Source organism: Sphingorhabdus lacus (genome assembly GCF_009768975.1).
Taxonomy (GTDB): domain Bacteria; phylum Pseudomonadota; class Alphaproteobacteria; order Sphingomonadales; family Sphingomonadaceae; genus Sphingorhabdus_B; species Sphingorhabdus_B lacus.
This window is the reverse complement of record NZ_CP035733.1, coordinates 119,139-140,904: the sequence shown is the minus strand read 5'-3', so window position 1 is coordinate 140,904 and position 21,766 is coordinate 119,139. Positions and strand designations below refer to the sequence as shown.

General features: G+C 53.6%; 18 protein-coding genes. 4 read left to right on the top strand and 14 right to left on the bottom strand.

The genetic code is table 11. The features are described from left to right. Nucleotides 1-49: 49 nt before the first annotated feature. The 7 genes from EUU25_RS00665 to EUU25_RS00635 all read right to left on the bottom strand — a co-directional run bounded on the left by EUU25_RS00665 (nucleotide 50) and on the right by EUU25_RS00635 (nucleotide 8,936). Complete coding sequence (locus tag EUU25_RS00665) at nucleotides 50-832, bottom strand: SDR family oxidoreductase (RefSeq protein ID WP_158897558.1); 783 nt, start codon at nucleotides 830-832, stop codon at nucleotides 50-52. Further along, the gene (gene leuD, locus EUU25_RS00660) at nucleotides 832-1,461 is read right to left on the bottom strand and encodes a 3-isopropylmalate dehydratase small subunit (protein ID WP_158897557.1); all 630 of its coding nucleotides are present in this window, start codon (nucleotides 1,459-1,461) and stop codon (nucleotides 832-834) included. The genes EUU25_RS00665 and leuD overlap by 1 nt, the downstream gene beginning before the upstream one ends. Next, nucleotides 1,462-2,865, bottom strand: a complete 1,404-nt coding sequence (leuC, locus tag EUU25_RS00655) for a 3-isopropylmalate dehydratase large subunit (protein WP_158897556.1) — start codon at nucleotides 2,863-2,865, stop codon at nucleotides 1,462-1,464. Nucleotides 2,866-3,057: 192 nt separating this feature from the next. Further along, on the bottom strand, nucleotides 3,058-3,813 hold the full coding sequence (locus EUU25_RS00650; RefSeq protein ID WP_158897555.1) for a sulfite exporter TauE/SafE family protein: 756 nt from the start codon (nucleotides 3,811-3,813) through the stop codon (nucleotides 3,058-3,060). Nucleotides 3,814-3,980: 167 nt separating this feature from the next. Further along, nucleotides 3,981-6,089 carry a PQQ-dependent dehydrogenase, methanol/ethanol family gene (locus EUU25_RS00645; RefSeq protein WP_158897554.1) on the bottom strand — a complete coding sequence of 703 codons (2,109 nt, stop codon included), beginning with the start codon at nucleotides 6,087-6,089 and terminating at the stop codon, nucleotides 3,981-3,983. Between the two features lie 124 nt (nucleotides 6,090-6,213). After that, the gene (locus EUU25_RS00640) at nucleotides 6,214-7,548 is read right to left on the bottom strand and encodes an MFS transporter (protein ID WP_158897553.1); all 1,335 of its coding nucleotides are present in this window, start codon (nucleotides 7,546-7,548) and stop codon (nucleotides 6,214-6,216) included. Nucleotides 7,549-7,652: 104 nt separating this feature from the next. Then, complete coding sequence (locus tag EUU25_RS00635; protein WP_222848814.1) at nucleotides 7,653-8,936, bottom strand: alpha/beta hydrolase; 1,284 nt, start codon at nucleotides 8,934-8,936, stop codon at nucleotides 7,653-7,655. Nucleotides 8,937-9,222: 286 nt separating this feature from the next. Between EUU25_RS00635 and EUU25_RS00630 the strand changes: the two genes are divergently transcribed. From EUU25_RS00630 to EUU25_RS00615, 4 genes are all read left to right on the top strand, one after another. Then, nucleotides 9,223-10,479: an FAD-dependent oxidoreductase gene (locus EUU25_RS00630; protein ID WP_158897551.1), complete on the top strand. Its 1,257-nt coding sequence runs from the start codon at nucleotides 9,223-9,225 to the stop codon at nucleotides 10,477-10,479. An 87-nt stretch (nucleotides 10,480-10,566) separates the two neighbouring features. Beyond that, a complete protein-coding gene (locus tag EUU25_RS00625) occupies nucleotides 10,567-11,178 on the top strand; it encodes a hypothetical protein (RefSeq protein WP_158897550.1) in 612 nt (203 codons plus the stop codon). Between the two features lie 21 nt (nucleotides 11,179-11,199). Continuing rightward, the gene (locus tag EUU25_RS00620; RefSeq protein ID WP_158897549.1) at nucleotides 11,200-12,819 is read left to right on the top strand and encodes an FAD-binding oxidoreductase; all 1,620 of its coding nucleotides are present in this window, start codon (nucleotides 11,200-11,202) and stop codon (nucleotides 12,817-12,819) included. Continuing rightward, a complete protein-coding gene (locus EUU25_RS00615) occupies nucleotides 12,816-13,190 on the top strand; it encodes a c-type cytochrome (RefSeq protein ID WP_158897548.1) in 375 nt (124 codons plus the stop codon). The genes EUU25_RS00620 and EUU25_RS00615 overlap by 4 nt, the downstream gene beginning before the upstream one ends. A 100-nt stretch (nucleotides 13,191-13,290) precedes the next feature. Here the strand turns inward: EUU25_RS00615 and EUU25_RS00610 are convergent, their stop codons facing one another. The 7 genes from EUU25_RS00610 to EUU25_RS00580 all read right to left on the bottom strand — a co-directional run bounded on the left by EUU25_RS00610 (nucleotide 13,291) and on the right by EUU25_RS00580 (nucleotide 21,672). Then, nucleotides 13,291-13,752 (bottom strand): c-type cytochrome, encoded by a 462-nt coding sequence (locus EUU25_RS00610; protein ID WP_158897547.1) that lies wholly within the window; start codon nucleotides 13,750-13,752, stop codon nucleotides 13,291-13,293. After that, nucleotides 13,749-15,554 (bottom strand): pyrroloquinoline quinone-dependent dehydrogenase, encoded by a 1,806-nt coding sequence (locus EUU25_RS00605; RefSeq protein WP_158897546.1) that lies wholly within the window; start codon nucleotides 15,552-15,554, stop codon nucleotides 13,749-13,751. Before EUU25_RS00605 ends, EUU25_RS00610 begins: the two co-directional genes overlap by 4 nt. Nucleotides 15,555-15,739: 185 nt before the next feature. Continuing rightward, on the bottom strand, nucleotides 15,740-18,004 hold the full coding sequence (locus EUU25_RS00600) for an outer membrane protein assembly factor BamB family protein (protein WP_158897545.1): 2,265 nt from the start codon (nucleotides 18,002-18,004) through the stop codon (nucleotides 15,740-15,742). Nucleotides 18,005-18,145: 141 nt separating this feature from the next. Beyond that, nucleotides 18,146-18,862, bottom strand: a complete 717-nt coding sequence (locus tag EUU25_RS00595) for an SDR family NAD(P)-dependent oxidoreductase (RefSeq protein ID WP_158897544.1) — start codon at nucleotides 18,860-18,862, stop codon at nucleotides 18,146-18,148. Nucleotides 18,863-18,956: 94 nt separating this feature from the next. Then, nucleotides 18,957-20,351 (bottom strand): MmgE/PrpD family protein, encoded by a 1,395-nt coding sequence (locus EUU25_RS00590; RefSeq protein WP_158897543.1) that lies wholly within the window; start codon nucleotides 20,349-20,351, stop codon nucleotides 18,957-18,959. Beyond that, entirely contained in the window at nucleotides 20,348-21,247 is a 900-nt protein-coding gene (locus EUU25_RS00585) for an NAD(P)-dependent oxidoreductase (RefSeq protein WP_222848813.1), read from the bottom strand. Before EUU25_RS00585 ends, EUU25_RS00590 begins: the two co-directional genes overlap by 4 nt. A gap of 8 nt (nucleotides 21,248-21,255) precedes the next feature. After that, nucleotides 21,256-21,672: a carboxymuconolactone decarboxylase family protein gene (locus EUU25_RS00580; protein ID WP_158897541.1), complete on the bottom strand. Its 417-nt coding sequence runs from the start codon at nucleotides 21,670-21,672 to the stop codon at nucleotides 21,256-21,258. Nucleotides 21,673-21,766 lie beyond the last annotated feature (94 nt).

Below are 21,766 nucleotides of genomic sequence, written 5' to 3'. Positions count from 1 at the left end.
GCTTAATTTGCTTAACATATACATCAAAATACCCAGTGTTGTCAGAAGGTCAAATCGATCGACGTGCTCCACCATCAAGTTCAATCGCTGTGCCGTTTAGATAGCTTGCTGCCGGTGACAGCATAAAAAGGGCAAGCGCTGCCACCTCCTCCGCCTTTCCAAATCGGCCAACTCCCAGTTTAGCCAGCAGATGGGCCGCCGCATCAGAGGGCGTCACACCATCACGCTCGGAGGTAGCTTCCAATGATCTCCTTAATCGACCAGTTTCGATAAAGCCGGGATTAATCGCATTTACACGCACCCCGTCGCGGATACCCACCTGAGACAGTGCTTTGGTAAAATTCAACAAAGCTGCATTTACCGAGCCGCCTATAGTGAAGTCCCCCTCCGGCATTCGTCCACCAAGCCCGGCGATGTTGACAATACTTCCGCCGGAGGCCTTAAGGCCTGACCAAAGCGCTCTGCTGAGGCGGACGGTGGCGTGAAATTTGAGACCATAGCCATCAGCCCAGTCCTGATCTGTCAATTCGAAGAAATCACCGCGTTTTGTTGCTCCAGCGCAGTTGACGAGCGCGTCGAGTGTCGGAAGCAAACTTAAACACGCTGAAGAAACACGGGAAATCTCGTCCGGATCAGCAAGGTCGGCAGGACAAATATGGGCCGTTCCACCTGCATCCTGAATATCTTTCGCAACGTCTCGCAGAGCAGTTTCGTTTCTTGCTATTAGGCAAACAACCGCGCCTTCTTTTGCCAAGGCTTTGGCAATCGCCGCTCCAAGGCCTTGGCTCGCCCCTGTTACAACTGCGCCACGGCCAGAAAGTAATAAATCCATTATTTCAAATCCAATTCTAGCTTCTTGCCGAGCCAAGGATGCTTGTCGTGGTACGCGCGCTCAAAGACGTTGATTTCTTGTTCAAACTGTAAAGTCTCGGAGATGTCGTCCACACCCTCAAGTAACCGGTGCCGGTGTAGTTCATTAAGTTTGAACGAGAATGTGGTGCCGTCCGCAAGGATAACAGCATTGAGCATCAGATCCACCTCAACCTCAGCGCCGGCCTCCGCCTCGATGAGTATCGCTTCCACTTCAGAACGCTCCAACGTTATCGCCAGCAAGCGGTTCTTCAGGCAACTGTTCAAAAATATGTCGGCGAATGAAATCGCAATAATGCAGCGAATACCGAAATCGGAAAGCGCCCACACGGCGTGCTCGCGCGAAGAGCCGCAACCAAAATTTTCCAGAGTTACAATAATCTCGGCATTTCGCCATGGTTCCCGATTAAGAACGAAATCGGCTTTTTCCGTGCCATCTTCGTTAAACCTATAAGGACGGAAAAGCCCCCAACTCAAGCCCTTCCGCGTGACAGCCCGCATCAAATCCTTCGGACTGATGACCTCGGTGTTAACATTGTTTATTGCCAGTGGAGCTGAGATGCTCTTGACCCTAGTAAATGATGTCGGCATCTATTTCAGTACCCTCACATCGACAAAATGGCCGAAAATAGCCGCCGCTGCTGCCATAGGCGGACTGGCCAAGTGCGTCCGCCCTCCTGCACCTTGCCGTCCTTCGAAGTTCCGATTTGACGTCGCAGCGCATCGTTCACCCCAACCGAGCTGATCCGCATTCAAGCCCACGCACATTGAGCACCCAGATTCGCGCCATTCAAACCCAGCATCAAGAAATATCTTATCCAGACCCTCACTTTCGGCTTGCTGCTTCACGGCAGTCGATCCGGGAACTACTAATGCCCGGACATGAGAAGCAACATGGCGCCCTTTCACGACTTCGGCGGCCGAACGCAAATCCTCCAGCCGCCCGTTAGTGCAAGAGCCGATGAACACCCGGTCTATCTTTAGATCGCTGATAGGTTGGCCCGAACGAAGACCCATATAGTCAATTGAACGCTGAATTGCGTCTCTGCCATTCTTGCTCGCCGCATCTGCAGGATCTGGCACGAAACCCGAAATCGGCAAAGTATCTTCAGGGCTCGTACCCCAAGTCACTGTCGGCTCGACTTCGTTTGCGTTAATCGTAAGCTCTCTGTCGAATTGGCAATCATCGTCACTAAAAAGAGTCTGCCAATAGGCCACAGCTTGGTCCCAATCAGAACCCTTTGGCGCATACTCCCTGTCTTTTAGATATTCGAGCGTGGTCTGATCCGGTGCAACCAATCCACAACGCGCGCCTGCTTCAATCGACATGCTGACAACAGTCATGCGCGCCTCCATGGACATAGCTTTGATCGCTGGACCAGCAAATTCCAGTATATGTCCCCGCGCTCCGGCAGTTCCGATCCGACCGATTACTGTCAGAATGAGATCTTTGGCTGTAACCCCAAACGGTAGCGCACCTTCGACTATGATCCTCATTGTCCGGGGACGCTCGATAAGCAAGGTCTGCGTTGCCAATACATGTTCGACTTCGGAAGTACCGATGCCGAAAGCCAAGGAACCGAACGCCCCATGAGTGGCGGTATGGCTATCGCCACAGGCAATAGTCATACCTGGCAGGCTTAGTCCCAACTCAGGGCCGATCACGTGTACGATCCCTTGTCGCCGATCATTCATATCGAAATAGGAAATGCCCGCCCAAGTCGTATTTTCACGGAGAAGGCGCAATTGTGCTTGCCCGTCTTCGCTGGCCGACATCTCAGTTCGGCCCTCTAGCGTTGGTATGTTGTGATCCGCGACGGCCAAAGTAGCGTCGGGTCGCCGCACCTGTCGGCCCGCGTCCCGCAAGCTTTCGAACGCTTGCGGGCTTGTGACCTCGAATACAAAGTGCCGATCAATATACAGGAGCGTAGATGTATCAACGTCGCGGATACGGTGCGCTTCCCAAATCTTTTCACTGAGTGTGCGAGCTTGCATCGTTCGAAGCTTCTTGGAGCAGCGAGGGGAGCTCCCTCATTGGCGGACAATCGGAGTAGCATTCCCAAAGTTGTCAGTCAATCAGGCAGACTTAAGTTAGATTATACAAGCTACAACCTATTGTCGTATGTTCGCTTTCCTGGATGCCCATGAGTGGCAACGTCCAATCTCCGTTCCGGCCGCATACGCAATTCACGTGACCCCGTCCCATATTAGCTTCCCGCCCAGTAAAACCATTATGACATGGATCATCGTATAGAACCGCGCCGTATCCAAACGCCGAATGACCCTGACCGCCACCAATGTTGTGATGATCGCCAGAGGCATAAGGACGACAGCAGCCATTAGTGTTTGGCGATTCAAGGCACCGAAAGCTACGAAACCTGGCACCTTGATCCAGTTTACAAGGGCGAACAGGACAGAAGTTGTTCCGGCATAGGTTTGGTTGTCCAAACGGCGCGGGGTGACCCACATCTGGAATGGCGGACCACCCGCATGAGCAATTTGGCTGGTGACGCCCATTCCGACGCCAAATAAAGTACCAACCCATCCTGGTGAATTGGAAGGAGCCGCGATCCGCCCACCTCGCTCTAGCCACAGACGGTAAATTCCAAATGAAAGCGTAATCACGCCAAGCGTAGCGATGAGCATAGCCTCGTCGACATTGGCTGCGAAAAACGTTGCAAATGCTATTCCGGCCACAGCACCGGGCAACATCCAGCTTACGATCCAGCGGTCCCAACTAGCGCGAAAAGACCAGACACTGACAGCGTCTTGCGCCAATAGCACCGGCAAAAGAATTGCGGCAGCTATTGCAGGAGGCAGCGCGAGCGCGAGTAGCGGCGTTGCCATCGCTCCCAATCCAAAGAAGCCGCCTTTGCCCATGCCAATAATTGTCACCGCCAAACAGGCCATGCCCAGTGCGAAGGGGTCAGACAACAATTCCATTTTATTTCATGAATCTCGGTTAGCAAATTTCATATTGGTGGCAGGCAAATTCATAGCTGCTGAATTGGAGCGGCGAATGCCAAGCGGACCACGTTCGACTTTAGCCTGATCCGATTTTTCCAAACCAGCTAGCGCAATCAGTAATCAGCGCACTCCGCATGGCAGAATCAAAATTTGCCCGCCCCTTTCGTATCTTTCGATTCATGACGGTTTACAGCATCACGCGCACCGGACCTGATATACATGTAAATATCACCCGCATCTCTGTCGGTAATCTCAGGAAATGCTGGCATGCCTTTTGATGCCATCGCGCCTGATCGCAAGAATTCCGTGAATGCTTTTCGGTCAAGCGCTATACCTGACTCTCTCAAATCAGGTCCAGGCGAGCCCATAGATTTCAAACCGATGCCATGGCAAGACATGCACGTTCTAGCGCCATAAAGCCCTTCACCGCGTTTGGCTGCAGCAGCGTCGATTGCGAGTTTGGAATCGTCGAGCGCATAGACGGCTGTATCGCGCGGTGCCGTCGCTGGCAATTTGGCGGCTCCGCCTAGTTTGAAGGTCAACAGCCGCCGAGGTTGCGCGTTATACTTCCATCCTCCCTTCATGAAGCTCGATTGCATTTGCGTAGCGCCTCCGAATCCGACGAGGATGGAGACATATTGAGTCCCCTTCACAGAGTAGCTGATGGGCGCCGCAATAATTCCCAGTTTTGCATCGAAACTCCAGAGCTTCTTACCATTCGCGGCGTCAAACGCATTAAACGTGCCGTCATTAATACCTTGAAATACAAGGTTGCCGCCAGTGGACAACATACCGCCATTCCACATTGAATCGTAATCGACCGACCATCGGGCTTTTTGGGCGACGGGATCCCACGCAAGAAGCTTGCCTTTGCCATCGCCCTCGCCGTCGATGACTGGTTCGATCATCAAGCCACCAAGAGGGGCATCCTTGTCCGTCCAGAAACGTGTGCCAACCTGCATATAAGGGATGTAAACGAGGCCGGTAACGGGGTTGTACGACATCGGTTGCCAATTGTGCGCACCCCAAGGCCCTGGGTACACAGTAACCGGTCCATTTTCATATCGGATGTTGGGGGCTTCTACAGGACGGCCCGTATTGAGATCTATGCGCTCGGCCCAAGTAACCTTGCCAATCTTTTCGGCTGAAAGAAGCTTGCCGGTTTCGCGATCAAGAACGTAGAAGAATCCGTTGGTCGGTGCCTGCATGAGTATTTTTCGACGCTTTCCTTCAATTTCGAGCTCAGCCAGTTGAATATTCGCTGTCGCTTTATAGTCCCAAGCTTCCCGCGGGTTCATCTGATAATGCCAGATATATTTTCCGGTTTTTGCATCCACTGCCACAATGGAAACCAGGAACAAATTGTCACCGCCGCCGGGGCTGCGCACCGCCGGATTATATGGTCCCGAATTGCCCGTGCCGAGATAGACGCGATCCAACTCCGGGTCGTAGGTAAAGGCATTCCAAATAGTCCCGCCGGTCCCCGTCTTCCAATATTCGCCTGTCCAAGTTTTTGCAGCCATTTCCATGACGGGATCACCGGCATTCTCCTCGGGAGATCCCGGCGTAACAAAGAAACGCCATAACTGCTTGCCCGTCTCTGTGTCGTAAGCAGTAATATAACCGCGCTCGCCAAAATCGCCGCCGCCATTACCGATCAGAACCTTGTTGCCATATGCGCGTGGCGCTCCCGTAATTGCTCGCTTGGAGCTTTTATCGATGGTGAGCACATCCCAATTCACCCTACCCGTCTTGGCATCAAGCGCGATAAGGCGGCCATCAAGCGTACCAACAAAAACTTTGCCGTTCGCAAAGGAAACGCCTCGATTGACAGGCAGCGTGTAGCGCATCCGCTCCGGATCCATGCGTCCCGACTCCGGATCAAATTTCCAAAGGATCTTTCCGCTCAGGGCATCAACGGCATAGACCGTCGCCGTTGATCCCGAAAAATACAGTACGCCATCAATCGCAAGGGGTGTTGCGGCAAGTGAATTTTCTCCCTCAAGATCCAGAGACCATGCCAGCCCTAACTTGCTGATCGTGTCGACATTGATCTGCGTTAGAGGACTAAAATGCTGCTCGCTGTAATCCCTGCCTCCAGAAGGCCAGTTATCACCATTACCAAGTAGCGCTGAAAAAGTGATTTCTGCGCCTTGATTTGTGCGGTGATACTGCATCGCACCGATGGCCGACACAAGCAATGCGGCACCAATAGCAAAAGTACCGACAGCAAACTTCTTCTCCATACCCATTCCCCACTCAAGACTTTGCGCCGATTTGGCTTGGCTAAACCATTGAACATGCCAGCGAGAGAGGAAGCGCTGGTATTTGCTTGTATTCGAGCGTTGTCGCCCCGAGTGCCCCCTCTGCCAATGTTTAACGTTTGAAGCGCTTATTGATGAAATGGACCGCCAATACGGCGACCACGCAAACTACTGCCGGCACCGCAAGCAATCCAAAAGAGGTGCCCACAGGAAAGCCCTGCGCGACGATCCAGCTTCCGGCCAAGGGGCCAGCCACTCCACCAAGACTTGCGATGGCAGCAGCAAGGCCGATAGATGTAGCAAGTATCTCCGAAGGGTAAATGCGCGATGCGAGTCCGATCGCAATGAAGGATGTCCCCAACGCAAGACCTAAAAACAGCGCGGTCACAGAGTAACCGGCTGTAGCGATGAGGGTGCCAGCGCCTAAATACACAGCAGCAGCGAACGCGAAAGCTGCAGCAGGTACAAAAAGTACACGGTCCTTGGAACGATCGAGCAGCATCGAAAGGATGAAGCCTCCAGCAAAGCCCCCTGCGTTCAAATATGCGACAGAACGAAGCGAATCAGCTTCGCTGGCACCTGCGTTCAGAAAGAGAACCGGTGTCCAATTCATTAATCCGTACATGAAGGTGCCAGTGAGCGCGCATTGTATCCAATAGGGTATCGACAGCGGCAAGTAGCGGCCCATTGAAGCGGTAGTTGGCGCAGTCTTTGCGTTTTCTTGAGACATGCTCTCAGCTTGGCCAAGATCGCTTACAACGATGTTCATCCTTTCGAGCAAGGCCCGAAGAGCAGGCGTATAACCGTGCTTCTTGGCCAGAAAGCGAGGAGACTCGTCCAGCCAGAAGTACATGATGGCTACAAGCGGTAAAGGCAGGATACCGCCAACGATAAAAAGAAGCTTCCAGCCTCCCGCTGCGATCAGGGCCGGCGCCAGCAAGCCGGCTGCGATGGTACCAATTGCAACGCCCCCGCTGAGCAGAGTCATGGCAACCACCCGGCGTCGGGTAGGTACAAAATCAGCGATGAGCGCCATACCATTTGGAAGCGACAGACCCAAGCCGATGCCGGACAGCAACCGCCATAGTGCCAGCGATGTTACATCCGTGCTTAACGCTGTTCCAAGGCAGCCCAAGCCAATTAGCAACGCAGCCAGGATCAAGAACGGTCGACGCCCGAAGCGATCACCCAGCGATCCCGCAACAACGCTCATCACACCAAGACCGGCGACCGCTGCCGTCAGTGCGATGCCAAAGGCATCGGCCGACAGCTTCCATTCGGTGGCCAGAAGAGGGACTACTAATGCGAGAGCCTGTAAGCAATATCCGTAACAGAAAAACAGGAGGAAGCAGAAGAAAAACACCGTGTAATGTGTACGGTTGAGAGGCATTTCATCGAGCGCTTCATCAATTTTTGATAGATCAAGCTTGTTCATTGTTTGTGTCATTATTTTTCCTCTCCCAAGTCGAGCAAAGCTCGACATTCTAACGATTAAATCTCTGCCTATTTGGTTGCCCTGTGGATTTTGAAGGGACGTTCCTTCATAAAACCTCAGGACAATTGCTTCTCTTCAATCCAATCTTGGATAACCTGCGCGATTTCGTCGCTATTCGTTTCAAGCATCATGGCGTGTCCGTTGCCGTGAATGCCGACGTCTTCGAGACGTAAATGCTCAATCGTAGCGCCCGCCTGTGCCAGAAAATCGACAATCCCATGATTGTCTGCAGCCATCCATGACGCCTCCGCCGTAACGACGACGATCGGGACATCCCGAAAGTGCGGTAACTGACGTGCAGGTTCTCTTTGGACTAGGCAGGCAACGTTATCTGAACGAGTAGGCAAACGCTCTTGCAATTCGAACTGATCAAACCGTTCAACTGGAGGATCATACGTTAGCTGAGCCGCAGTGACGCCCCAATTAAGTTTCCCGTCAGGGTTCTCTGCAAACGGAGGCCCTACCGGTTCTACAGCGACTATTCCTTTCACCAGCGCAGGCCGAGCATCAAGCATCAGCCATCCCACTGGACCGCCTGCGGAGTGCGTCATCAAAATCGCGGGCCCAATCTGATCAAGCAACTCTGCACCACCGCGCTGTGCATCTTGATGGTGCAACTCCATGCTCGCCGGCATCGGCCCAGCACTAGCCAAAAAGCTTTCGAAAGCAGGGTCGCCAAACGTGCCCGAACCCGGCCATTTGTCATGCAGCCGAGCCTGCGGCCAATTGTCTTCGAACGTCGATGGACGCGAAAAGAGACGCTCCACCACAATGGAGGGAAGAAGCGGCATCATTTCGCCTTGAATATCCGGATGGAATGGCGAGCGGCCATGACACGGTCGATCAATAATATAAACAGCGTACCCTTGGCGTACAAACCAATGAGCCCAGCCCTCGCGGCCATCGCCAGTCCCCAGAAAATCCAACCCCTGCCCGCCACCACCATGGACCATGACGATTGGGAATGGATGCCGCAGATCTTCAGGAATCCAATACTCGACGTAAGTCTGCCCGCGGAGACCGGGACCTACTGATGTATCAACAACCTCGCTCCCGACCCAAAAATATCCCTGTGCCGCGAGTTGCAAAGGGGATCCCCGTTTCGCCGACCAAAGTTCGTGAGGCAATCGAGAAGCCGACATTCCGAGGCAATCCTTTCCACTATCACTACTGCTCTGCGGCAGCTTTTCGCTGTCAGGCACCCTAAAGCCTAAGGATGCCTGCTGCAACCAGTGTTGGCAAAGACAAGCTAAGCCGACAAACAAAAAATTAAAACCCTTTAATACTACGGCAAAAAAAACTGGGCTTACTGACGCTAAAACTAAACTATATCTCAACATCAAAGGCGTTAAATTACCTACAAATTAAGTATTCTATAGAATATGATCTGCGTTTCATAATCTAACATTACTTTCATAAATTATAATGCATAGTAATATTCAATTACGCATAAATTCTCCCAAACATAACAATCGCTTTACACTGAAATGCCTTCAGCGGGAGGCGGCAGCATAAGAACATTCCTTAAAAATATCTCCTAACCCTCAATTTCTGCTTGATCTTTATATGACAATCATTCAATTGACCGCAACAGACTCGCGCAAAGCGTGATATTAGGAGAGATATATGATCGATGCTGGAGATGTCCTGATTGTTGGTGCTGGGCCCGTTGGCCTGTTTACGGCGCTTGCGCTCGCTCAGGAAGGTGTTCGTGTAACAGTGATTGAAGGCGAGCCGTCGATCAGTGACGCACCCCGCGCTATTGCTTATTTTCCTGTCGTAATGGCCGCGCTTAAGAAACTCGGCGTATTGGAAGATCTTGATCGCGAAGGCTACCACTTCCAAACCGTGTTTCAAAAAGCTCCCGCGTTGGATTTTAGCGCTACTCTGTCTTTCAAGGTGCTTGAAGGCATTACATATGACTATCAAATTCAGGCTGGGCAGGACGTCGCCGCACGGATCGCCTGCGAACACGCCGTAAGGCATGGTGTTCAGGTGTTGTTTGGTCACCGTGTTGTTTCGATGGAGCAGCATTCAGACAACGTTATCACAATTGTTGACACACCGGAAGGGCCTCGTACACTTCAATCGAAATGGCTGATTGGATGCGATGGAGCGCGCAGCACCGTTCGAAAATCTTTGGACATCCCGTATGAGGGCTTCACCTGGCCGAACCGGTTCGTCGCCACCAATGTCTACTGCGATTTCACCAGCTTGGGCTTTGCTGATGGGGGCTTCGTTTGTGACCCGGTCTATATGGCCGTCATTTCGATCATCAATCCCCAGGGACTGTACCGACTCACATACCAAGAAGATAGCGCTCTGCCGGCTGAAACCTTTATGGAGCGACTTCCGGAGCGTTACGCATTCCACATACCCGAAGGTGTGAAACACGAGATCGTCGCGGCCAGGCCTTATACGATCCATCAACGTTGTGCATCGCGGTTGAGGGACGGTCGAATTTTGCTCGCCGGGGATGCGGCACACTGCACCAACCCGATGGGAGGCCTTGGACTTACCACGGGCTTCTGGGATGGTATGGTCTTAGCAGACGTACTTGCAGCGGTCGTTCGTGGGGAAGAGGACGATTCGATCCTTGATCGCTACTCCGATGAGCGTCGACGGGTATATCTGGAAATTTCGTCGCCCGCTGCATCTGAGAATAAGCGCATGATGGAAGAAGCGGATCCAGTGCGGCGCAGACAAGATTGCGACAACTACCAACGGATGGCCGACAGTCCTGAACTAACACGACTAGCCATGTGCTTCCCGTTCAAGATTGTGGGTGACTTGCTACGGCCGGATTCACGATGGAAGGATGTTGCAGACCCGCTCAAATTAGCCGGTATCGAAATTAGCGAACGCAAATCGCAATTCTCATAGGTCGGCATTGGGATGTCAGCGTGCATGTTGCAACGCCGCGCTCTCAGAAGGAAAGAAACCCTTACCTGAAGTTTAGGACAGGTGATCATGGCTAACCGTAGAGAATTTATCCAAGCCTGCATTGCAGCTTCGGCTGCTCCCTCTACTACGGCTCTAGCGTGGAATCCTGCTATCGAGCGCACAACCCGTCCAAATTACTTCTGCGCCATTTTCGACGAACGCTTTCCGGAAAGCGTCGCATTTGGTGAAGAAGTCGTTCGGCTAGGCGAGTCTGCCCGTTCCATCAAAGGTGACATAACGCAGCTATGGTTTAGCGAGATCGATGTGCAGTGGCGTAAGGAGCCTATGGCTATCGCGGGACTGACTTCATTTGGACCACTTTTCTGTTTGGAAAGATGGGGTTGGGACGCCGACCTCAGGGTCGTTTTTCGCGCTGAGCATAGCGTCGTTCAGAATCGCTTACAGCACAAAGTCTCTGGTCCACCCGACGTTCTTGCCGAAGCTCAAGCACGCCTATCGGGTCCAAACTGGGCCACCCAGATAGCGCGTCTTGCCTTCTCGTGCCGCCATGAAATTTGCCCTCCGACCGAAATCGCTTTCCCAGGTCATGATAGAGCGATCGGGACGACAGAGGACGAAGCTCTGTTCTCATGGGTTATCGCGCCGGTCAATCGAGCTAATCAACGCAGACGCGCGTAAAACTCACTTGAAGGAGCTATAATGCCGCTTCCCCTCCCTCCAAACGTATCCGCGGCCAATTTCAGGACTGCTCTGGTTAAGTTCAAGGAAGCCATCGGCAAACGTTGGGTTTTCGACAGCGAAGAAGACGTCATGCTCTACCGTGATGGCTATTCACCTCTGCGTGACGAGCCAGAAGAGCTTCTGCCCTCTGCAGCAGTGGCTCCGCAAAGCGTTGCGGAAGTTCAGGCGATCGTTCGAATCGCCAATGAGTTCATGATTCCGCTGTTCCCGATTTCAACGGGGAAAAATCTGGGATACGGTGGATCTTCACCCAATTTGAGCGGAAGCGTTGTCGTCGATCTTAAGCGAATGAACAAGATAATAGAGGTCGATGATCACCGACATTTCTGCATAGTAGAGCCGGGGGTCGCCTATTTCGACTTGTACCGCCACATTCAGGAAAACAAACTTAAAGTGTGGATCGACTGTCCCGATCCAGGTTGGGGCAGCGTTGTAGGAAACAGCCTCGATCACGGCGTGGGTTATACCTACGGACATCACCGCGATCACTTTAGCAACCATTGTGGTATGGAAGTCGTACTACCCAACGGCGAAATAATGCGCACAGGTATGGGCGCCCTTCCGGGTGCCAAGACTTGGGGGGAATACAAGCACGGCTTCGGCCCTTCGGTTGACGGACTATTTGCCCAAGGAAATTTTGGCATTGTGACCAAAATGGGCTTCTGGTTGATGCCCGAGCCCGAAGCCTACATCTCCGGCACAGTATCGGTACCGAAGCGCCAAGATCTGATCCCGCTTGTTGACGTCGTCAACTATCTTGAGCACACGGGTATGATCGGCATGCCTAACTATGGCAGTCCTCTGGAAGTGCTGATGAACGAGCCGAAGACGCGTGACTTCGTACTTCGCCCGGAAATCACCGATGCCGAGTTTGACAGCTTAGCTGCAGACCTTAAACTTGCATCATGGACATGCGAGCTCCAGTTCTATGGAGCAAAGGAGTCAGTTAAAGCCAACTGGGAGGCGGCCCAGAGGCGTCTTGCTGCCGCGATCCCAGATGCAACCTTCAAGCTGAATAATGAGTTCCGTTTTCCAATGACGCCCGACGAGCAGGAAGCGGTTCATCAAAAAAACGCTCTTGGCATCCCGAGCATGTTGATCTTTTCTCAAGGTGCGCGGTCAGATTTAAACCCCACACCACGCGACGGCCACTTATGGTTCGCATCTGTGATCCCAAAGTCTGGAGAAGCAATCTTCGAAGCTCAAAAAGTATATGCCAAGGCCTCACGCGAACTCGGCCTTCCGCCGGTGTTCAGTCCGTTCGCGTTTCCTTGGACATGGATGTATCGTGCTTTTGTGATGATTTCCGGCCTTCCCGTGTCGCGCACCGACATTGAGGGCAATAAGCGCAATCGGAAGCTCTTTTCCGCGTTCATCAAGGCAGGTGCTGAGGCGGGTTATGGGGAATATCGCGCTCCTCCAGCGTTTCAGGATCAAGTCTCCAATACCTATTCGTTTAACAACCATGTCCTGCGCCGTTTTACCGAAACGATGAAGGATGCGGTCGACCCGAACGGAATCTTCGCGCCAGGTCGCGGCGGTATTTGGCCCAAAAATCTGAGAGAGAAGCGCAAGTGAAACATATCCTGTTTATCCTTTCCGCTACCTTTGGCCTTATCTTGATCTCACAGATTCCATCCAGAGCACCTGCAGAGGATCTTAACTCAGCAAAGTTGCAAAAGGGGAAGCAAGTTTACGACTATTGGTGCGCGACGTGTCACGCGCCAAGTACCGTGAATAGCAAATACCCAGGCACTGAGGCCCTGAAAGCCAAATATGAAGGCAAGCTACCAGGTGCCCTCGCCGAACGCACCGACCTTTCTCCAGAAGTAGTGGCCTATTTTGTGCGCAATGGTGTTTCGGTGATGCCGCAGTTCCGGAAAACTGAGATCAACAATGAGGATCTTGAGGCGATCTCCGCATTTCTTACCCGGAACAACAAGCCTTAGCACATCTCCTGATTAGAGCCCGCCGAGCAATTTCTCTTCGAGAGCAGCAGATTACAAACTTCAATGCGCCGAGAACTTCATAGCTTTTGATTCTGCACCTTCACTGTGCCGCTTCTGGTGGCTCACCGATGCGCTTAGGTTTCGCAGGATTGAGAGGCGACGGACCTGCCGGAAAGCCATTGGCACTAAGGATGTAGGCTGAAACATCTTCATATTGCTGCTCGGTCAACGAATGGCCCAGCCCAGGAGGCATTTTCTCTGAAATATATTCGACAAGATCTGTAGTTGTCTTTGGCGACCAGCCAAAGAGAAAGTCCGGGCCTTGCAAGGGCGGTGAGCCTCCGCCTCCGGTAAGTTCGGCACCATGGCACATGGCGCAATGGGCGCCCGAAATCTCGCCCCCACGGGTCGCCTGGACTGCGGAGAACAAGCCACTGTCTTCCGAGCCGGCAGTCCCGATATTCTTGGACGGATCGTATGCTGCAATTCCACCGGAATATAGAATTGCCGCTGTCCCACCGATCGCCCAACACATACGCGTAATTGTCAAAATGCGTATCATCTACCGAGCACTTCAAAGACGTAGAGCGCATTATGATTTCCTGGATGCAAATCCGAAGTAATCGTGTTCAGCGCGCCGGTATTCAGCGAACTGCCTGTACTTACAGCGACATACTGGCGCCCTTTTACGGCATAGGTAATAGGAAAGCCGGTGACCGGCGCCCCAAGATTTACCGACCACAAAACCTTGCCCGTTTTTTGGTCAAAAGCGCGAAAACGACCATCGGCGTCGCCGCCGAACAGCAGGCCACCGCCTGTTGCCACGAGCGATACGGCTCCAGCGCGCTGCGATTGCGTCCAGATGCGCGTACCGGTTTCAGCCGAAAAAGCCTGCACCGTGCCCATATTCGTGACGCCCGGCGCCAGCTTTAGATCCACTCGAATACCATAAAGCGAGCGAAGATCGCGGCGATTCATGGTCGACGTAACGTCCATACAAGTCAGTTGCAACGGGAAGTAAAGCATCTCGCTTTGCGGACTGTAAGCACCTGCAGGCCAGTTTTTGCCACCATGCGCCGAAGGACATACATTCCGCTTCTGTCCGACTTCCGTAAACTGGGTTTCAGGATTGACAGTCACTTTTCCGGTGGCAGGGTCAATAGTCGACACGATGTTCTGGCTGACGGTGGGCGTGGCCCACAGAAACTCGCCTGTTTTGCGATCCAATGTATAAATAATGCCCGTCTTGCCGGGGATGCCGGTAACCACGCTGCGGCGCTCATTAGGTTTAAGCCGCGGGTTGATCCAGACCACGTCCTTGGGATTGGGTGCTACAACTTCATCGATTAGATAGCGCTCGAACGGATGGTCCATGTCCCAATGGTCGACGAGGTGCTGGTAATACCAGACGATCTTACCGGTGTCCGCATCCAGAGCCAGCGTCGAATTGTGGTAGAGATAAGTCTTGTCGTTTCCAGCAAGCGCGAATTTGGGAGCCGGCGACGTTACTGAGGTCCCGAAGTATAGCAAGTTCAGCTTGGGATCGTAACTTGGTGGCTGCCAAGTACCAACGTGCCAACGTCCCTCCCAAGGGATGTCGCCCCAACTGTCGCCGTTCGGCTCTCCCGGCTTAGCGATGGTGTGAGTGCGCCAGAGTTCTTTACCGGTACGAGCATCATGACCTGTAATCACGCATGCGTCCGGGCCGCCCTTTGGTTCGCATCCTCGACCACTAATAACTTTGCCATTGGCGACGATCGGACCCGATGTTTGTTGCGCTGGGTTAACGCGGTAGTCGGTGACCTGTGTTTGCCAAACCGGCTTGCCGGTTCGCGCGCTCAGCGCGTAAACATAGCCGTCCGCGCTCGTGTTTATGATGAGATCTTCCCATATAGCAATATTGCGCTTGATATCTGGGAACGGGACCGCACCCTTGAAATCGTTGGGCCGCGAGCGTTGATTGCGCCAAATCTGCTTTCCGGTAGTCGCATCAAATGCTTCGATGATATCACCCGGCGACACCATGAAAAGCACACCATCGCGGACAAGTGGAGTTCCTTCTTGGAGCCCAGGACCGAGTCCTCGTACCCAGGATAAACCCAGACGAGAGACATTTGTTTTATTGATTTGGGTAAGTGGACTGTAGCCCCAGTTGTCGAGAGTACGCCTCCAACTCAGCCACTCACTCGCGGGGGGCGCCTGCAACTGAGCATCCGTAACGGGCGAGATGTTAGCCACGCCTTCAGCGGGATCTGCGTCGGGGAATGGTGACTCACTCTCCTGAGCTTGGGCGGTAACCGACCAGATGGCCGCACCTACCCCGATCGTCAGACGCGCTAAAACTTGGGCGGATGATTGCCTCATGGCATTCCTTTCTAGTCCCGATCTCTATCGGCGTGACTTGCGAGATTGCGTCTCGCGGCTTTGCTTTCCCAAAAGCATGGATGCGACTCGTAAGGCATTTGGATGATCGTGTCACCGATATTGTATGACAAAATGCCTTCCCTCCACGTCACATTAGACAAAATCTGACCGCCATTGACGGCGCATCATGGTTCGCTTTCCGGCAGAGCGAATATCCATAGCGTGGTTGCCCCTACAGGATTATCAATCTCTGGCGTCAAGATCGGCCAAGTTGAGTCATGCGCGTTACCTCCACCAGCCACTACGGCGATATATTGTCGCCCTCCAGCAGAATAGGTTATCGGCGTTGAGCTGGGCACGGCGCTCAATCTTGCCTCCCAAAGTGTTTTACCCGTCGAATTGTCTAGCGCCCGGAATCTGCGATCTCGTCCTCCTTCGAAAACCAGTCCACCCGCAGTTGCCAAAATCGAACTAGACTGCGGAGCCCTTCGACGATTTACCCACAGAACCTTGCCAGTCTCGACATTGATCGCCTGTACCCGGCCGAACTTCCCGTCCGACCCAGGCCTTACTTTCAGCTTCCAGCGAATATCTGTTCCGCCCGCCGCAGTCCGCGCGGCATCGCGGGGCGTCCAGGTAAAATCCATGCATGATTCTGCAAGCGGTACGAAGGCGATCTTGCCAACCGGATCGACTGCAGTAGCCGGCCAGCTACGAGCACCACCAGCATGCGGACAAATTGACTTGGATTCGTCCGCTTTAGGTGCAAGCGCAGGATCAATCCGTTTAGTTCCCGTTTTGGGGTCGATTGCCACCACCAGCGTCTGCAGCCCGACATCATGCGATAGCAGATACTTTCCGTTTGTTCGGTCGATCGCATCGAAAATGCCAAGCTTACCTGCTGTCAGACTGACGCGACGAGGCCGCCCATTAACATTCAGTGTGAGTAGCGAACGCTCAAAGGCCCAGTCAAAGTCCCAAACGTCGCGCTGAAAGTGCTGATAGTGCCACTTCAACTTGCCGGTGTCAGGATCGAGTGCAAGCGTGGTATTCGTGTACAGAGCATCAGCCGATGCCCCGGCCGCCTTCTGCGGCTGGAGAAGTGTCGCTGTATCGTAAGTTTGTCCAACACCGATATAGTAAAGGTTCAACTCTGAATCATAGCTGCCACTGGTCCAAATCGCGCCGCCATAACGCTCGCTAAGCGGGGCACCGTTCCAACTGTCGCCGCCGGGCTCGCCTGGGCGAGCGATGGTGTTGAAGCGCCAAACTTGCTCTCCGGTACGCGCATCGAGCGCCGTGATGAAACATCCGCCTTTATATGTGAAACACAAGCTGGTGCCTTGGATCACTTTACCTTTGACGACCGTGGGACCGCCGGTCAACCGAACGCCACCGGCGTCTTCAGGGACAATTTTTTTGTCCCACACCAGTTTTCCGGTCTTGGTTTCAAGCGCGACCATATGGCCATCAGCTGTAGGAACGAAGAGCTTGTCATCATAAATCGCAATGTTGCGAAGGCTATAGCCTGTTCCGCCACCCAATGCTGATGGTAACGCACGAATGTACTGCCAGAGCAAATCACCATTGGTTCCATCTAGCGCTTGGACGCGGTTAGCGCTGTAGACGAAAAGTACCCCGTCGTGCGCCAGCGGCGTAATCGCATTGGGCGAAACAGGAAGCGACCAGCTCCATGCAGTAGTCAGCATTCCTGCATTTTCTCGATTAACTTGGCGCAAAGGACTGAAGCCGAGACCCGCGTAAGTCCGCCTCCAAGTGAGCCAGTCACCATCTGCAGGATTGGCTAGCATGGCATCCGTTACAGGCGACAATCCGGCAAGACGCGCATGACGCTCCTCCAACGCCCGTATATACGTGGCATCGGCGTTGACGGCTCCTTCCTGCTCCTGACCCTCGGGGACACGATGCTGAGTAGTAACTTCTTTCGCTGGCGTGGCGGTAGGTGCAGGATCTGTAACGTTAACTGCGTTCGTGGCGCCGCTAGGTTGATCGATAACCCGCAGCGTCGTGGCAGTGAGTGGTGATTGGCCCGCCCGAAATCCGTTGGCCCCCAGAATGTACGCTGCAACGTCTTCATACTCCTGACCGGACAATGAGCGGCCCTGACCTGGGGGCATGTTGACGGAGATATAGTCTACTAAATCTTTTGTTGATTTTCGCGACCAGCCAAAAAGAAAATCGGGGCCTTTCAACGTGGGAGAGCCACCACCTCCCGTCAGCTCAAAGCCATGACATACCGCACAGTGGGATGCGTATACTACTTTTCCTCGCGTTGCCTGATCTTCGGAAAACAAGGAACTGTCGGCTTGTACGGGAGGTTCAGCGCTGACCGGCAAAAAGGCGATTACTGTTCCACCGACAAACAGTGCTGCGGCTGCCCGTGGCGCCCAGCGAAACCTTCGGCTGACTGACAAAGCTAAGCTTTTCACCGGATCACCTCACACATACAGAATGCTTCAATTTTGAGCCAAGCTCCAAGGCTGGCTGAACGCCGTTCAATAGGGCCGCTTAGTGCGGCAATCGCCAAACGTGATACTGTCCAGCGGCATCGATCCCAAAGGCGATCGAGTTCAACCAAATGCTCGCCCGCCGCTAATCACCAAATTATGGCCAGTGATAAAGCTGGCATCATCGCTGCCGAGGAAAGCGATACCCGATGCGATCTCGTCTGGTTCTCCATAGCGGCCGAGCGGGATAAGCGCTGACATCCTTGCTCGAAGCTCAGGAGAATGGCCGGCTTGAGTAGCGGGCGTATCAACTTGACCAGGCGATACGGCATTCACCGTTACATTGAACGGCGCGAGTTCAACTGCCAATGCGCGAGTTAGCCCAACTATACCTGCCTTCGCAGCGGTATAATCAGCAAATGTCGGATTAGGCGCAAGCATTGCAAGCGACGCAATATTGACGATTCGGCCCGAGCGCCGCTCGCGCATCGAAGGCACTACCTGCCGTGTGCAGCTCATCGTCGCTTTCAACGATGCATCAATGACGAAATCCCAGACTTCGGGATCAGACTCCCAAAATTCGGTTCGCCTCGCACCGGCGGTACGTCCAACCACGTTGACTAGAACGTCAATTCGCCCATGCCTTGCCAAAATGTCTGAGAACGTCGAAGCGACTGCGTCGCGGTCACAACAGTCGAGGGTGACGCCTTCGCCATTCTCGACCTCAGTGGCCATCACTTCCCCAACACATGGATCGATATCAACCCCGACGACAAAAGCGCCCTCCGCCGCAAGTCGGTTAACCGTTGCGCGCCCGATCCCGGATGCTGCTGCGGACACTACTGCGATCTTTCCCTCGTACCGTCGCATGCCTGACCAATGTGCGTTGTTCAAATCCGACTTCCTCGATAAATTTCTGCTTTGGTTTGCGATGTCAGCGATCAGCTCGGCATAATCGCAACAAGACAGCAATATCTGATTGTCTGTCAATATTCCAGATTTCTGACGGCAGGTCACCGGTATCCCACGCGCTAAATTCGCAATTACGTACAAACTTTTCTACAAGTTCGCCGTCGCTTAGTGGCTGACCCAAACTGCCATGAGCGACATCACGCCGAACCTCTAATTGTTGTCCATCTGTGAGCGATACCCGTAAGACTGCAGCTCCCAGCGGCACGTCGCTATCGACCTTCACACGAATCTTTTCGCGCATCGCGGAGATCATAGGGTCCGTAAGAGCCGTATCGGTAAACTCATTGAGTGTGCAGCTTCCTCTGACGACGCTCGATGCGATACAATGCTGTGCACTAACCCGAGCGTCAGCAGGCGTAAGAACGACCCGGTCTCCACGGTCTGCGAGCAATTGGTGACCCAATAGCACGATTTCGGTCACAGCCTCGGGCACGTTGATCTGCCCGTGCAACGATAAAGAGGCATCGATGGCAGAATGGAACACAACCCCTGTCGGGTAAGGTTTGAAAGTATTGTTGAGCAATTCCCAGTTCTGCCCTAGCCCTTTGGTGGCTTCACTTACACGGATGTCGTCACCCATTATCCGCGCCCAGCCGAACCGGCCCTCTATGGCAGAAGGCGCCGCCTCACACCCCTCCTTGGCAAGTAATGCGGACAGGAGGCCATTCCGTGCGGCATTGCCTACACTAACATTCTTCGGGAAATAGGTCAGGTTCTCAATACTCCCGGCAGATTGGCTGGCGGCAATACCAAGGGCATTCCAAGTTTGCTGGGCATTAAGGCCCAGAATCTTGGCTGCAGCAGCGGCAGCACCGAACACCCCACAGGTGGATGTTATGTGCCAGCCGCGTGCATAATGCGTCGGCGAGACCGCCATACCGATCCGACAAGCGATTTCAGCTCCAAGAATGAATGCGTGCAACGTTTCTGCACCTGACGCTCCAGTCATCTCACCTATTGCGAGCGCCGACGCAAGGACAGGCGCTGTAGGATGGATCACCGTGCTGGCATGAGTGTCATCGAAATCAAAAAAGTTGGCAGTCATGGCGTTCATAAACGCGGCTGTCGGCGCATCAGTACTTTCCGGGCGCCCGACGATCGTAGCCGTCTCCAAAGCAACGAATTGCCCCATCACCCGACTGACGCGGTCCACGTCAATCGCGTCGCGGGCGGCGATCGAGCATCCAATATGGTTGAGAACGCAGCGCTTCGCCTGATGCCTCACCTGCTCATTTAGCGCCTCCCATGACGTCATAGCGACGAAATGGGCGAGTTCCTCTCCTAAATAGGAGAATTTGGTATCACCACCGTAGCCTGTCTTGTTTTGCAGGCTTGGACCCACGGCATTGCCGATCATGTTTCATTTGGCTCCGCATGCAACTGGACTCCGGAAAGCCGTTCCGGGAGTCGCGCGAATTCAGTGTGGTCGCGGCCAGGGCCAAGCAGTCCAGCCGTTGACCGCGCCAATTCCAAACAAAGGGCGGAAAATGGCGTAGCCGTTCCGCCCGCAGCTCCCACATCCAGCGCTATAGCCAAATCTTTGACCATCAAGTCGAGTCCGAATCCGCTGTCGAATTTGCCCGAGAGCACGTACTGCTTGAATTTGTTTTTCGTGCTGTTGTTCATGCCAGTCGAGCTGTTTAACGCGTCGACCATAAGCTCTGGATCAAGTCCGAAGCTCTTCCCGATGATAAGCGCTTCAATGCCGATTAGAAAGCCGCCAGCAGAAACAAGATTGTTTAGCGCCTTCATGGCCTGCCCTGCACCAACTTCACCAATCCGATGGATGCTGGAACCCATAGCTTCAAGCACTGGTCGCGCTCGCTCAAGCGCAGCAAGATCACCCCCTGCAAGAATTGCAAGTGTGCCCGAACGGGCACGCTCGACCCCGCCGGATACCGGCGCGTCAATCATCGCAACGCCGCGTAGTGCCAGCGCTTCTGCGAGAGTCCGGGTCACGCTTGGCAAGCCCGAGCTCATTTCTATAACGAGGCTCCCAGCACTGATATTTTCGGTTGTTGCGGTTAGCGCTTGTTCGACATGAAGGCTAGTGGGCAGCATAGTAATGATGACATCGACACCAGCCGATATATCTGCCGGGGTATGCGCGGCTGCACCTCCTACTTCTTGCACAAAGGCATCGGCGCGGCCGGGAACTGCATCGAAAACCTTCACATCGTATCCTTGGCGCACGAGACAAGCAGCCATTGGCCAACCCATGTTCCCGATCCCGATGAACGCAATTTTCTCCATCGCACTACTCATTCGGCGGGCTGCGCAGCTGGTACAGGATCCGTGACGGGCGTGAGCCCTTCAGCTTCAAGAACGGAATGAACGGACTTGAACGCGTCGAGCCCGGCGGGAATGCCGCAATAGGACGTCGCATGAAGCAGAATCTCGCGGATTTCGTCCACTGTAACACCGTTGGTGAGTGCCCCTCGGGTATGTAGCTTCAGTTCGTTGCTCCGGTTCAGCGCAGTCAGCATCGCAAGATTAAGCATGCTGCGCGTCTTGAGGTCGAGCCCCGGACGTGCCCAAGTGTACCCCCAACACCAACTTGTCACACAATGTTGAAAGGCCCCCATGAAATCATCAGCCGCTTCTATGCTTGCATCCACATACGCAGCCCCGAGTACCTCTCGGCGTACCGCGAGACCCTTTTCGTAAATGTCATCCATAATTCGGTGCCCTTCTTGTCCTAATTGAAAATTGTTGGCCCTGCCCGATAATATCGAGTTTACAGCAAGGACTTCGGCCCCCTGCAAACAGACT

Coding starts and splice junctions, on each gene's coding strand:
- EUU25_RS00605 (WP_158897546.1), bottom strand. CDS start 15,554: ATGAGGCAATCATCCGCCCAAGTTTTAGCGCGTCTGACGATCGGGGTA.
- EUU25_RS00645 (WP_158897554.1), bottom strand. CDS start 6,089: ATGGGTATGGAGAAGAAGTTTGCTGTCGGTACTTTTGCTATTGGTGCC.
- leuC (WP_158897556.1), bottom strand. CDS start 2,865: ATGCAAGCTCGCACACTCAGTGAAAAGATTTGGGAAGCGCACCGTATC.
- EUU25_RS00620 (WP_158897549.1), top strand. CDS start 11,200: ATGCCGCTTCCCCTCCCTCCAAACGTATCCGCGGCCAATTTCAGGACT.
- EUU25_RS00590 (WP_158897543.1), bottom strand. CDS start 20,351: ATGATCGGCAATGCCGTGGGTCCAAGCCTGCAAAACAAGACAGGCTAC.
- EUU25_RS00625 (WP_158897550.1), top strand. CDS start 10,567: ATGGCTAACCGTAGAGAATTTATCCAAGCCTGCATTGCAGCTTCGGCT.
- EUU25_RS00640 (WP_158897553.1), bottom strand. CDS start 7,548: ATGACACAAACAATGAACAAGCTTGATCTATCAAAAATTGATGAAGCG.
- EUU25_RS00630 (WP_158897551.1), top strand. CDS start 9,223: ATGATCGATGCTGGAGATGTCCTGATTGTTGGTGCTGGGCCCGTTGGC.
- leuD (WP_158897557.1), bottom strand. CDS start 1,461: ATGCCGACATCATTTACTAGGGTCAAGAGCATCTCAGCTCCACTGGCA.
- EUU25_RS00665 (WP_158897558.1), bottom strand. CDS start 832: ATGGATTTATTACTTTCTGGCCGTGGCGCAGTTGTAACAGGGGCGAGC.
- EUU25_RS00585 (WP_222848813.1), bottom strand. CDS start 21,247: ATGGAGAAAATTGCGTTCATCGGGATCGGGAACATGGGTTGGCCAATG.
- EUU25_RS00610 (WP_158897547.1), bottom strand. CDS start 13,752: ATGATACGCATTTTGACAATTACGCGTATGTGTTGGGCGATCGGTGGG.
- EUU25_RS00650 (WP_158897555.1), bottom strand. CDS start 3,813: ATGGAATTGTTGTCTGACCCCTTCGCACTGGGCATGGCCTGTTTGGCG.
- EUU25_RS00635 (WP_222848814.1), bottom strand. CDS start 8,936: ATGTTGAGATATAGTTTAGTTTTAGCGTCAGTAAGCCCAGTTTTTTTT.
- EUU25_RS00580 (WP_158897541.1), bottom strand. CDS start 21,672: ATGGATGACATTTACGAAAAGGGTCTCGCGGTACGCCGAGAGGTACTC.